This is a genomic window from Flavobacterium sp. GL_143 (assembly GCF_057834355.1).
Genome location: NZ_CM174401.1, coordinates 2573975 through 2587803, shown reverse-complemented (window position 1 = coordinate 2587803; position 13829 = coordinate 2573975). Strand labels below are relative to the sequence as shown.

Here is a 13829-nt window from a genome sequence, read left to right as displayed (position 1 = left end):
ATTTACATTAAATAAAAATTGAACAGTAACAAAAACTAAACTCACACGTCTTACTAAAAACTAAAACCTCAAATAATTTTGGAAACAATACTCACAATACAGAACCTTCATAAAAGATATGGGCGTATTCAGGCCCTTAAAGATATTTCTTTTGAGATTCAAAAAGGCCGCGTTTATGGAATTCTAGGTCCTAACGGAAGCGGAAAATCTACCACTTTAGGAATTGTTTTAAATGTTGTAAACAAAACTTCTGGTCAATACAGTTGGTTTGGTGGACAAGTGCAAACTCATGAAGCATTAAAAAAAGTAGGAGCTATTATCGAAAGACCTAATTTTTATCCATACATGACTGCCGAAGAAAACCTGAAATTGGTTTGTAAAATTAAGAGTATCGATTATTCTAAGATAAACGAAAAATTAGAGTTGGTAGGTTTAAACGAAAGGAAAAACAGCAAGTTCAGTACTTTTTCGTTAGGAATGAAACAACGTTTGGCTATTGCATCGGCTTTATTAAATGACCCAGAGATATTAATTCTGGATGAACCTACTAACGGTTTAGATCCGCAGGGAATTCATCAGATTCGTGATATTATCAAAAAAATAGCTTCACAAGGCACAACAATTTTACTTGCTTCCCACTTATTAGATGAGGTTGAAAAAGTATGTTCTCATGTTGTTGTTTTAAGAAAAGGCGAAATTTTATATTCTGGTCCTGTTGGCGGAATGTCAGCAAATGAAGGTTTCTTTGAGGTTCAATCAGACGATACTGAAAAATTAATTACTGTAATCGAAACTCACCCTGCAGTAGACCGTGTTGCTAAAGAAGAAGGAAAAGTTTTAGTTTACTTAAAAAATGATTTAAGCGCAACTGACTTAAATAAATTTTTATTTTCACAAAACATTACTCTAAGTCATTTAGTAAAACGTAAAAATAGTTTAGAAGAACAATTCCTAGAACTAACCAATAACGCTTCTGCAAAAAATAATTAAACCATGAACAGACTTCTCTCTATAGAACTACAAAAAATTTGGAAAAACAAAGCCAGTCGTATATTAACATTAGCCTATTTTATCCTTCTTTCATTTATCGCATTAATTGCCTCAATAAAATTTGATTTAGGTGTTTTTAAATTTCATTTAGCCGAAATGGGAATTTTTAATTTTCCTTTTATTTGGCATTTCAACACTTACATTGCAGCTTGGTTAAAGTTTTTCTTAGCAATTGTAATCGTATCTATGATGGCCAATGAGTATAGTTACGGGACTTTAAAACAAAATCTTATCGATGGATTAAGCAAGAAAGAATTTATTTTATCAAAATTCCTAACAGTAGTTTTATTTGCATTTTGCTCAACCGTTTTTGTATTTATAATGAGCTTAATTCTTGGATTATGCTTTTCTTCTTATACTGAAATTGGAATCATATTTTCAGGAATGGAATATCTTTTGGCCTTTTTTGTAAAACTAACAGGCTTCTTTTCTTTCTGTTTATTTTTAGGCATATTAGTAAAACGTTCAGCATTCGCTTTAGGATTCCTGTTAGTTTGGAGTATTCTAGAAGGTATTTTAAAAACTGTGTTTGCTTTTATACTCTTTCCTGGAAGCAAAATTGCTGATTATTTAATTAGATTACTTCCTCTAGAAGCCATGTCTAATTTAATTATTGAGCCATTTTCCCGATTATCAGTTATAAAAAGCATTGGAGAACAGATAGGTGTTGAAAACACAAAAAACTATAGTGTAGACTATATTTCGGTTATAATCGTTCTAATCTGGACGTTACTATTTGTTTTCTTCTCTTATAAACTACTAAAGAGTCGAGATTTGTAGTATATTTGCTATATTTTTAGCAAATCATGGAATCAAAAAAATTAATAATAGCGAGTTTATTTATATTTTGCTTTGGAATAAAAGCCAATGCACAATACATAACTGTCGATGATACAAAGACCGCACAAGACTTAGTAGAGAGAGTATTAGTTAATAGTTCTTGTGCGACTACATCGGATCCTAAAGCATCGGGAGATAATTATACTACTGGAAGAAAAAGTTATGCTTACTTTACTGCTGGCACAAGTAACTTCCCTTTTAAAGATGGCGTCCTACTTAGTACTGGAACTAGCCGAAACTCTGTGGGGCCTTTTAACAAAAGTAATGGCGGTAACTCAAGCCCCTTGTGGGCGGGAGATACAGATTTAAATCAGGCATTGGGCATAACTACCTCCATAAATGCTACCGTTTTAGAATTTGATTTCACGCCATTAACAAACTTCATAAGCTTCAACTATATTTTTGCTTCAGATGAGTACCAATCTTACTACCCATGTGAATATTCAGATGGGTTTGCCTTTCTTATAAAAGAAGCAGAAAGTACAGGTCCTTATAAAAACTTGGCAGTGTTACCCAACACCGATTTTCCAGTTTCATCTACTACTGTTCATCCAAAAATAGATCCTGCCGAGGGAAGAAAAGGATGTCCTCCTGAAAATGATAAATACTTTAATGGATACAACTCAACTAATCCTATTTCCAGCCCTGTAAATTATGCTGCACAAACTGTTGTAATGAAATCAGAAAGCGATGTAATTGCTGGAAAGACATATCATATAAAATTAGTAATTGCCGATGATAGAAACATATATTATGATTCTGCTATTTTTCTTGAGGCTGGTAGTTTTACTTCTAAAATCAATTTGGGTATAGATCGAGATTCAAGCACAGACAATCCTGTATGTTATGGCGAAGAAGTAATACTAGACACAAAACTTGGTTCGCCTGCAGGAACAAACTACGCTTACGAATGGTATAAGGATGGTATAAAAGATGCTGCTGCAACAGGCCCTACTTACACCGTTAAAGAGGGTGGAACATATAGAGTAAATGTTCTTATGCATCCAACAACCTGTGAAGCTGATTCCGAAATAAAAATTGAATATGCTCCAGAAATTGTAGTTACTAATAGTACATTGGTTCAATGCGACATAGACACTGATGGATTTACAACCTTTAATTTAACCAAAGCGGATGCACTAATAAAGAACAATGACCCAAAGGTAACTGTTGTATATTATGAATCATTATCTGATGCAGAGGCTAAACTAAATCCAATTCTCAATCCTACAAATTACACTAACACACAACATATTGATGCGCTACCAGCTAATGGAGTAGATCAACAAATTCTTTACGCAAGAGTCGAAAACAAATATGGTTGTACTAAATATGCAGAACTTTCTTTAAAAATTGCTGGTAACATTGTACTCTCTCCTCCTCCTATTGAAGTATGTGATCAAGACACTGATGGGATATATGAATTTAATTTAAACACACAGGTTACACCACAGCTTTTAATTGGATTACCTACTGGATTATTGGTCAATTATTATTTGAGTAGTAACAATGCTATCACTGAAACAAATCCTTTACCGAATAATTTTAAAAACACAATTCCTTTTGATCAAACAATATATGCCCGCATCCTTAATGGCCCTGATTGTTATGCTGTAACTCCAATAGAATTGATAGTACATGTATTTGACCCTGCTAATTTTGGTGATGAAACTGAGTATTTATGCAAAAACGCTACAATCTATTTATCTGTAGCAAATGGATTTGAAACTTATCAATGGAATGGTCCATCAGGACCAATATCTACCTCTGCATCTATTCCGGTAAACACCTCAGGTAATTACTCTGTAACAGTATCAGATGTAAATGGATGTTTGAAAACGAAGAAGTTTAAGGTCATAGCTTCTGATGTAGCAATAATTATAGGAACACAAGTCAAAGATTTTTCTGCAAATGAAAATTCAGTTTTAATAGAATATACAGGAATAGGAAATTATGAATTCTCATTAGACGGAGAAAACTATCAAACTGAACCTTTATTCAAAGGTACTCCTGCGGGGATTTACAATGCCTTTGCAAGAGATAAAAATGGCTGCGGAACAACAATGTCTGCTCCTTTTTACGTTCTTGACTACCCAAGATTCTTCACTCCTAACGGAGATGGATATAATGATACCTGGAGAGTTAAGTATCTGGAGCATTTACCTGACTATACTATTTCTATTTTTGATCGTTATGGCAAATTATTAAAACAAATGAATACCCTTAGCATGGGATGGGATGGAACTTACGGAGGTCGCCAACTACCATCAGATGATTATTGGTTTACATTGAAATTTGTAGATGGAAAAGAAGTTAAGGGACACTTTAGTTTAAAGAGGTAAAAAAAGAAAGGAGATTTCAATCAAAAAAATCCAAATTCCAATACTTGACAATGCAAAGAATTTCAAATATTAAATTCTAAATTCCAAAAACTTTTTAATCAAAAAAAATCCCAAACTCCTTAATTGGAATTTGGGATTTTTATATTGAAATTTAAATCTTTTAGATTTTAAATCTTTTTCTATCAGTTTCAGTCAAATAGATTTTTCTCAAACGAATAGATTTTGGAGTTACCTCTACATATTCATCTTTTTGAATGTACTCTAAAGCTTCCTCTAATGAGAAAATAATTGGAGGGATGATTCTTGCTTTTTCATCATTTCCAGATGAACGAACGTTAGATTGTTTTTTCTCTTTAGTTACGTTCACACACATATCATCAGCACGAGAGTTTTCTCCAATTACCTGACCTTCGTAAATTTCAGCATTTGGTTCAACAAAAAACTTACCACGATCTTGTAATTTATCGATAGAATAAGGAATAGCTTTTCCTTTTTCCATAGAAATCAATGAACCTTTGTTACGTCCAGCAATTTCTCCTTTGTAAGGCTCATATCCAATAAAACGGTGAGACATAATAGCTTCACCAGCAGTAGCTGTAAGTAATTGATTTCTTAAACCAATAATTCCACGAGATGGAATATTGAATTTAATAATCATACGCTCGCCCTTAGTCTCCATACTTAACATTTCACCTTTACGAAGTGTTACGAACTCAACTGCTCTACCTGAAAGATTTTCTGGCAAATCGATTGTTAACTCCTCAATTGGCTCACATTTTTTACCATCAATTTCTTTGATGATAACTTGTGGTTGTCCGATTTGTAATTCGTAACCTTCTCTTCTCATTGTTTCAATAAGAACAGATAAGTGAAGTACTCCACGACCAAAAACCATGAATTTATCAGCAGAATCAGTTTCACCTAACTTCATAGCTAAGTTTTTCTCTAATTCTTTTGTCAATCTTTCTCTAATATGACGAGAAGTTACAAATTTACCCTCTTTACCAAAGAAAGGAGAGTCATTAATTGTAAACAACATACTCATTGTAGGCTCATCAATAGCAATTGTTTGTAAAGCTTCTGGATTTTCAATATCAGCGATAGTATCACCAATCTCAAAACCTTCAACTCCAATAATCGCACAGATATCACCTGCAATAACTTCTTCTACTTTTTTACGACCAAGTCCTTCAAAAGTGTGTAATTCTTTAATTCTTGATTTTATAACTTTACCATCTCTTTTTACCAAAGAAACTGCCATACCTTCTTTTAAAACTCCTCTTTCAAGACGACCAATAGCGATACGACCTGTAAATGCAGAGAAATCTAAAGATGTAATCAACATTTGTGGAGTTCCTTCAGAAACTTTAGGAGCAGGTACATTTTTGATTACCATGTCCAATAAAGGCTCAATGTTTTCAGTTTGGTTTTTCCAATCGTCAGACATCCAGTTGTTTTTAGCAGAACCATAAACAGTTGGGAAATCCAATTGCTCTTCAGTAGCTCCTAATTCAAACATTAAGTCAAAAACTTTTTCATGTACTTCTTCCGGAGTACAGTTTTCTTTATCAACTTTATTGATAACCACACAAGGCTTCAATCCTAAATCAATTGCCTTTTGTAATACAAAACGAGTTTGTGGCATTGGTCCTTCAAAAGCATCTACTAGCAAACATACACCATCGGCCATGTTTAGTACACGTTCTACTTCACCACCAAAATCGGCGTGACCAGGAGTATCAATAATATTGATTTTTGTTCCTTTATATTGAACTGATACGTTTTTAGAAGTAATAGTAATACCTCTCTCACGCTCTAAATCATTATTATCAAGAATTAAATCACCTGTGTTTTCGTTGTCACGAAATAACTGACAGTGATACATAATTTTATCAACCAAAGTGGTTTTACCGTGATCGACGTGGGCAATAATTGCAATATTTCTAATAGATTCCATCTGAGATTTTTAATGGGTGCAAAGGTACACTTTTTTTTAATATAAAAACTATTTAGACAATAGTTTACATATTCTTAACTGATTACACCCAAAAAATAGTTTTAAATCAAGGCTTTTAAATATCTTATAATTGATGTTTAATAATTTGGTAATTATTAATTATATTTGAGTAATGAAAAACAAAACCAATCAAATTACATTAATTTACTTTGTCATTTCTCTATTTCTGGCAATCATTTGCCATAAATACCTGCTTAACAATATTTCAAACACGCAATACTACTACTTCAGCTTCATAAAAGACCTAGTTTTCATCATTTTAACAGGTTTACTTTACAGGTTTATCCTATCAAAAAACGACGCCAGAAACATTACAGTGTTCGAAAAACTAAAGAAATCGAATGATGAAATCAAAGAATCAAATGAGAAATATAATATAGTTGCAAAAGCAACCAGCGACACTATTTGGGACTGGAAAATTCAAGAAGACAACATCACCTGGAACAAAGGAATTGAAAATGTGTTTGGGTACAAACCTGAAGAAGTTGGAGACAATTCCAGATGGTGGTTTGACAAAATTCATCCAGAAGACAGTATCAGAATGTCAGTAAAACTATATTCATTTATAGAACAAAAAACCGAAAAATGGCAAGACCAATATCGTTTTAAATGTGCCGATTCTACTTATAAATATGTCCTTCACCGAAGTTTTCTCTTAAAAGACGAAAACGGAAGAGCCATTAGAATGATTGGAGCTATACAAGATATTACAAAGCAAAAAGAGGAAGAACAACGACTAAAATTACTAGAAACAGTAATTACTCAATCCCGAGATTCTATATTAATTACCGAAGCAGATTCTCATGACGGTAAAATCCCACGAATCGTATATGTAAACCCATCTTTTACCAGAATGTCAGGATACCAATCCGAAGAAGTAGTAGGCAAATCTCCTAATATCTTTAAAGGCCCTAATTCCGACTCAAGCGAGCTTCAAAAATTAATAAAAGCAATAAAAAACAAAGAAGAATGCTTAATAGAAACCATTAGTTATACCAAAAGCAAACAAGAATACTGGGTTCGTTACTCCATGATACCTATTTTTAATGCCGAAAATATAGTTTCGCACTGGATCTCAATACAAAGAGACATAACTGAAGAGAAAAAACTTGAAAAAGAAAAAGAACACCTTATTCGAGAACTAACTCAGAACAACAAAGACTTAAAACAATTCTCATATATAACCTCTCATAACCTTAGATCTCCTTTATCAAATCTAACTGGACTACTAAACCTTATAGAAGACATTCCGATTGAAAATGAAGAATTAAAAGAAATCTTAAACGGATTTAACAAATCGACTCATTTACTAAACGAAACAATCAACGATTTAGTAAAAGTTATCATAATCAAAGACAATCCATCGATACAAAAAGAAGAAGTTTTACTAAATGAAGTTTTCGAAAATGTCTTCAATCAGCTAAACTTTCAAATTGAATTATACAAGCCAATCATAAAACTAAAGTTTGAAAAAGTAACCGTATTAAACATAAACAAAGCGTACATAGAAAGCATACTACTAAACCTATTAACCAATTCTATCAAATACAGATCTGAAGACCGTAAATTAAAAATTACCATTTCAGCTAATCAAATTGATGACAGTATAAGTTTAATATTTAAAGACAACGGAATTGGAATTGACCTTGAAAGAAACAGAGATAAAGTTTTCGGACTTTACCAAAGATTCCACAACTATCCCGACAGTAAAGGACTTGGCTTGTACCTTGTAAAATCTCAAGTCGAAACAATGGGAGGCACAATTAGCATAGATAGCGAAGTCAATAAAGGAACTTCATTTACTCTAATATTCAAAAACAAATAAAATGTTTGATCAAATTTTATGCATAGACGACGACCCCATAGCACTAATGCTATGCAAAAAAGTAATCACCAAAGCTGCATTTTCTAATGAAATAATAACCGCACAAAACGGAGAAGAGGCTTTATTATACTTCAACACCCTTAAGTACAACACCAAACCCAACGATCTTAACAGCAAAAAACCAAGACTTATCTTCTTGGATTTAAATATGCCCGTAATGGGAGGCTGGGAATTTCTAGACCATTTCTCCACAGCTAACTACTCAGATTTCAACACCATCAACATAATCATACTATCCTCTACCATAGATCCAGATGACCTGGAAAAAGCAAAAAAATACCCCATGATACTTGACTTTTTATCAAAACCAATCACCCTACAAATGCTTGAATACATAAAAGACAAAATGGGTATTTAAACAAAAAAAAACTCCTTAATAAATAATTATTAAGGAGTTTTTTTTGAGCATAAAAAAAGTTCTCTAAAAGAGAACTTTTTAATATATTTTAAGCAAATTGCATGATTACAATTTAGCTACATGTTTCGTTAATTTAGATTTTAAATTAGACGCTTTGTTATCATGAATGATATTCTTTTTCGCTAATTTATCAATCATAGAAATTACAGTTGATAATTTTGAAGTAGCATCTTGCTTATCAGTAGCTATTCTTAATGCTTTAATAGCATTACGAGTAGTTTTATGTTGATATCTATTAAGAACTCTTCTTTTTTCGTTACTTCTGATTCTTTTTAACGCTGACTTATGATTTGCCATTTTTTTTTAATTTTAGATGTAATAATTATTATAAATACTAGTTAAAAAAGAAAAGCCTCCCACAATTGTAAAACAATCACTTTAGCTTTAACTAATAAAACAAAAACCGAGACACCAGCTTCTATTTTACAAAACTTATTTACAACTAATTTAGTAGTCCGTAAGGGAATCGAACCCCTGTTACCAGGACGAAATCCTGAAGTCCTAACCCCTAGACGAACGGACCAGTATTCTTCTAAGTTTTTAATAAATTATTCAAAATTGAAATTGTAGCCCGTAGCGGAATCGAACCGCTCTTACATGGATGAAAACCATGCGTCCTAACCGATAGACGAACGGGCCATTGTATTTTCAATATTCAAATAACTTTTAACCTGCAAAAAAGTAGTAGCCCGTAGCGGAATCGAACCGCTCTTACATGGATGAAAACCATGCGTCCTAACCGATAGACGAACGGGCCTGCTTCTGTATTGCGGTTGCAAAGATACAACTGTTTTTTAGATGCACAATAGCTGAAGCAAAAAAAATTAAAAAAATTAATACGCCTTAGCAAAAAGCACTCTTCTTGAAGAAGAATTACCAGTAAACACACAGGTTCCCGCCTCTTCTACTCCATCCAAAGGAATACATCTAATTGTTGCTTTCGTTAAATCTTTAATCTTCTCTTCTGTAGCTGCAGTACCATCCCAATGAGCTGATACAAAGCCACCTTTATTCTCTAAAACATCTTTAAACTCATCAAAATTATTTACCTCTGTAATATGAGTATTTCGATAATCTAATGCTTTATTATACAAATCAACTTGAATTTGACTCAATAAATCGTTCACATAAGTCACAATTCCATCTTTCGAAACTGTTTCTTTAGTTAATGTATCTCTTCTTGCAATTTCAAAAGTTCCATTTTCTAAATCTTTAGGACCAACCGCAATTCGAATCGGCACTCCTTTTAATTCATATTCATTAAACTTGAATCCTGGCTTTTGTGTGGTTCTATCATCATACTTCACAGCTATATTCAGCTTTCTTAACTGAGAAACCAATTCATTTACCACAACAGTAATTTCACCTAGCTGCTCATCTGTTTTATGAATAGGAACAATCACTACTTGTATAGGTGCTAAATTTGGAGGCAAGACCAATCCTTTATCATCTGAGTGCGTCATTACTAAAGCCCCCATTAATCTCGTAGAAACTCCCCAAGAAGTTCCCCACACATATTCCTGCTTCCCTTCGGCATTTGCAAACTTCACATCAAATGCTTTTGCAAAGTTTTGTCCTAAGAAATGAGAAGTTCCTGCTTGCAACGCTTTACCATCTTGCATTAATGCTTCAATACAATAAGTTTCTTCAGCACCTGCAAATCGTTCCGTTTCTGTTTTTATTCCTTTTACAACTGGAATCGCCATAAAATTTTCAGCAAAATCAGCATATACATTCATCATTTTCTCTGACTCTTCAACAGCTTCACTTTTCGTAGCGTGAGCTGTATGACCTTCCTGCCACAAGAATTCGGCTGTTCTTAAAAACAATCGAGTTCTCATTTCCCAACGAACCACATTTGCCCATTGATTAATTAATAAAGGTAAATCACGATATGACTGTACCCATCCTTTATAGGTAGACCATATAATAGCCTCACTTGTAGGACGAACAATTAACTCTTCTTCTAGTTTCGCATTAGGATCAACCATAAGCTTTCCTGGCTTATCGGGATCATTCTTTAATCTATAATGAGTAACAATAGCACATTCTTTTGCAAATCCTTCTGCATTTTTCTCCTCAGCTTCAAACATGCTTTTTGGAACAAATAACGGAAAGTAGGCATTTTGATGTCCTGTTTCTTTAAATTTTCGATCTAACTCAGCCTGCATTTTTTCCCAAATAGCATATCCGTACGGCTTAATAACCATACATCCTCTAACTCCTGAATTCTCGGCTAAATCCGCTTTTACAACCAGCTCGTTATACCATTTTGAATAATCTTCTGATCTTGTAGTAAGGTTCTTACTCATATTGAATAGTTTGGCACAAATTTTGTTTAACTTATTTTAACTAAATAGTTCCACAAAACTAACTATTTTTGTATTGTCCAACAATAAAAAAATCCACAGATATGAAAACTAATATTTTTTTCCAAAAAAACACGGCTCTTTTTTCCATTACAGCCTTATTGTGTTTTCTAGTAACTTCGTGTGGTTCTTATCAAAATAGTTCTTATTATGACAACGATGGCATATATAGAACATCATCTAATAATTACACAGAAAGAGTTACTACTAGCAGCACCAATAATCAATACAAAGATTATTTTAGCTCCCTACAAAGCAATGACGAACCTACAGAAATCTTTACAAATGTTGACAATTATGGTTCTTATAACGAATCTGATGACAGCATAGCAAACTCAAGCATTAGTTATGCAGGTTGGGGAAGCAATGTTCAAGACGTATCTGTAAACATATACCCTAATACTTGGGGATTGTCTTTTGGTTTTGGTTACCCTTATTATGGTGGCTTTGGTTACGGTTACGGATGGGGTTACCCATATTATGGTGGCGGATGGGGCTACCCATCATACTATCCTTATTATGGATACAGACCTTATTATGGTTACCGATACAACGACTACTCTTATAACTATGGCCGCAGAGGTTCTTACTATAATAATAGCGTAGGCCGTAATAATAGTTATTACAACAATAGAAGTTATTCTAGAAACTCTAACTACTCTGTAAACAGAAGAGGAAGTAGCGATTATACTAATTCCCGAACTACAAACTTTACCAACAGAAGAGGAAACAGTAACTATACCGACTACAGAAGAAGTGATTCTCAGAACTCTAACTACAACACTAACAGAAGAGGAAATACCAATTCAAATTATACAGATTACAGAAGAAACGACTCTTATAATACAACAAGAAATACCAACGGTAATTCTAATTACACCAGAAGAGATCAATCTTCGGGTTCACAAAACAGTACATATACTCCAACACGAAGAGATAACAGCAGTAGCACTCCAACCAGAAGCTATAATCCTGGTTCATCTACTCCAACCAGAACCTATACCCCTTCTAGCTCTCCATCCAGATCATACAGCCCTAGCTCATCAGGTGGTGGCGGAGGAAGAATGTCTGGCGGCGGCGGCGGCGGAAGATCTTCTGGCGGCGGAAGAAGATAATTTACATCTTCTTTAAAACGAATTAAAACCTATTTATCTGAACATGAAAAAGTATATATTCCTAATCCTTACTGGACTATCTATTAACGCAATACACTCTCAGGGTATTTCTGACGCAATGCGTTACTCACAAGACAACCTAAACGGAACTGCTCGTTTCCGCGCTATGGGTGGTGCATTTGGAGCGCTTGGTGGTGATTTATCATCTTTAAATATCAACCCTGCCGGTTCTGCTGTATTTGCAAATAACCAGTTTGGTGTAACATTAAGTAATTACAACACAAAGAACAACTCTAATTATTTTGGCGCAAAAACTAACGAAAGCAATAATTCATTTATACTGAATCAAGCTGGAGGAGTTTTAGTTTTTAATAATTATCATTCAAAAAGTAACTGGAAAAAAATATCCGTAGCTGTTAATTACGAAAACACTAACAACTACAACAACGATATATTTTCTGCTGGAGTAAACCCAACAAATTCTATAGACCAATACTTTTTAGACTATGCTAACACAGGTAATGGTGGCGCGCCAGTGCCTCAAGAATTTGTTAGAACAAATAAAGGAGAAAGTATAAGTAGCCTATATCGATATCTAGGCAATAGCTTACCTAGCTACCAATACCCTGGACTAAGCGGATATTCAGCACAGCAAGCCATGTTAGGTTACCAAGGATTCATAATCGACCCAATGGACGCTAATAATCCAAATAGCCAATACCTATCTCTTGTTCCTGCTGGAGGAAATTATTATCAAGAAAATGAAATTCATACCAATGGCTATAATGGCAAGCTATCCTTTAATGCTGCAACATCCTATAAAGACAAACTATACATAGGAATAAACTTAAACTCTCATTTTACTGATTATACAAGAAATACAAGTTTTTACGAACACAATAACAACAACACAAGCGCAAATTACAAGATAGACAGAGCCTTTTTTGACAATCAACTATATACGTACGGAACAGGTTTCTCTTTCCAAGTAGGTGCTATTGCCAAAGTAACTGACCAAGTACGATTAGGTCTTGCTTACGAATCGAATACTTGGTACAAACTCTACGATGAAACGACTCAATCATTAGTAACTGTACAAAGCAATAACACTGGAGAATTAGATCCTACTATAGTTGACCCACAAATAGTGAACATATATGAATCATACAAACTGCAAACTCCAGGAAAATGGACCGCAAGTTTTGCATACGTGTTTGGAAAAACTGGTTTATTAAGTGTTGATTATGCGATTAAAGATTATGGCAACACTAAGTTTAAACCAACAAACGACAGTTTTTTTAGAGGAGTAAATAATACTATGAGCGACCAATTGACCAATAGTAGCGAAGTACGAATTGGTGCGGAATATAAAATAAAACTACTTAGCTTAAGAGCTGGTTACAGATTTGAACAAAGCCCATACAAAAACAGCTCTACAATTGGTGATTTAAATGGATATTCAGGAGGTTTAGGATATAACTTTGGCTCTACTAAGGTAGATCTAGCTTATTCTTATGCTAAGAGAAATTCTCATCAAGCATTCTTTAGTCAAGGATTTACTGATGGCGCTAATATTAACACAAAATTCAATAACGTTTCATTGACTATGTTATTTGAATTATAATTAGCATAAACAAAACATATAAAAATCCGTCTCGATAAGAATCAGACGGATTTTTTTTAGCCCTGATGGAAGCGGCATCCTTTTTCTGGCTTCTTTAGACAGAAAAAGATATAGCGGACAGCAGGTTCCAGCTCCTAGAACTCATAACAACAACTTCAGAAAAAAGAAG

10 protein-coding genes and 3 tRNA genes are annotated in these 13829 nt (G+C 33.8%); 7 read left to right on the top strand and 6 right to left on the bottom strand.

Annotated features, from left to right (window positions below):
* Positions 1–78: 78 nt before the first annotated feature.
* The 3 genes from AC3IPI_RS11440 to AC3IPI_RS11430 are packed head-to-tail and all read left to right on the top strand — an operon-like array spanning position 79 to position 4232.
* Positions 79–990 (top strand): ABC transporter ATP-binding protein, encoded by a 912-nt coding sequence (locus AC3IPI_RS11440; protein WP_039116072.1) that lies wholly within the window; start codon positions 79–81, stop codon positions 988–990.
* Between the two features lie 3 nt (positions 991–993).
* The gene (locus AC3IPI_RS11435) at positions 994–1830 is read left to right on the top strand and encodes an ABC transporter permease (protein WP_039116074.1); all 837 of its coding nucleotides are present in this window, start codon (positions 994–996) and stop codon (positions 1828–1830) included.
* A 26-nt stretch (positions 1831–1856) separates the two neighbouring features.
* Positions 1857–4232, top strand: coding sequence for a T9SS type B sorting domain-containing protein (locus tag AC3IPI_RS11430; protein ID WP_489159088.1), 2376 nt, complete (start codon positions 1857–1859; stop codon positions 4230–4232).
* Between the two features lie 160 nt (positions 4233–4392).
* On the opposite strand, the gene typA is transcribed toward AC3IPI_RS11430, so the two are convergent.
* The gene (gene typA, locus AC3IPI_RS11425; protein ID WP_039116078.1) at positions 4393–6189 is read right to left on the bottom strand and encodes a translational GTPase TypA; all 1797 of its coding nucleotides are present in this window, start codon (positions 6187–6189) and stop codon (positions 4393–4395) included.
* Between the two features lie 172 nt (positions 6190–6361).
* Here typA and AC3IPI_RS11420 point away from each other — a divergent pair, with 172 nt between their 5' ends.
* Together AC3IPI_RS11420 and AC3IPI_RS11415 are read left to right on the top strand one after the other, a co-directional pair.
* Positions 6362–8074 carry a PAS domain-containing sensor histidine kinase gene (locus AC3IPI_RS11420; protein ID WP_489159087.1) on the top strand — a complete coding sequence of 571 codons (1713 nt, stop codon included), beginning with the start codon at positions 6362–6364 and terminating at the stop codon, positions 8072–8074.
* Between the two features lies 1 nt (position 8075).
* On the top strand, positions 8076–8492 hold the full coding sequence (locus tag AC3IPI_RS11415; RefSeq protein ID WP_039116081.1) for a response regulator: 417 nt from the start codon (positions 8076–8078) through the stop codon (positions 8490–8492).
* Positions 8493–8597: 105 nt separating this feature from the next.
* Here AC3IPI_RS11415 and rpsT read toward each other — a convergent pair whose 3' ends face one another.
* From rpsT to proS, 5 genes are all read right to left on the bottom strand, one after another.
* A complete protein-coding gene (rpsT, locus tag AC3IPI_RS11410; RefSeq protein WP_035622425.1) occupies positions 8598–8849 on the bottom strand; it encodes a 30S ribosomal protein S20 in 252 nt (83 codons plus the stop codon).
* Between the two features lie 154 nt (positions 8850–9003).
* A tRNA-Glu gene (locus AC3IPI_RS11405) sits at positions 9004–9075 on the bottom strand.
* Positions 9076–9119: 44 nt separating this feature from the next.
* Positions 9120–9191 (bottom strand) — tRNA-Glu (locus AC3IPI_RS11400).
* Between the two features lie 46 nt (positions 9192–9237).
* Positions 9238–9309 (bottom strand) — tRNA-Glu (locus AC3IPI_RS11395).
* A gap of 76 nt (positions 9310–9385) precedes the next feature.
* Positions 9386–10864 (bottom strand): proline--tRNA ligase, encoded by a 1479-nt coding sequence (gene proS, locus AC3IPI_RS11390; RefSeq protein ID WP_039116082.1) that lies wholly within the window; start codon positions 10862–10864, stop codon positions 9386–9388.
* Positions 10865–10965: 101 nt separating this feature from the next.
* On the opposite strand from proS, the gene AC3IPI_RS11385 reads away from it, so the two are divergent.
* Both AC3IPI_RS11385 and AC3IPI_RS11380 read left to right on the top strand, forming a co-directional pair.
* Complete coding sequence (locus AC3IPI_RS11385) at positions 10966–12036, top strand: hypothetical protein (protein WP_489159086.1); 1071 nt, start codon at positions 10966–10968, stop codon at positions 12034–12036.
* Between the two features lie 43 nt (positions 12037–12079).
* Positions 12080–13660, top strand: a complete 1581-nt coding sequence (locus AC3IPI_RS11380) for an OmpP1/FadL family transporter (RefSeq protein WP_323491023.1) — start codon at positions 12080–12082, stop codon at positions 13658–13660.
* The last annotated feature ends 169 nt before the right edge of the window (positions 13661–13829 follow it).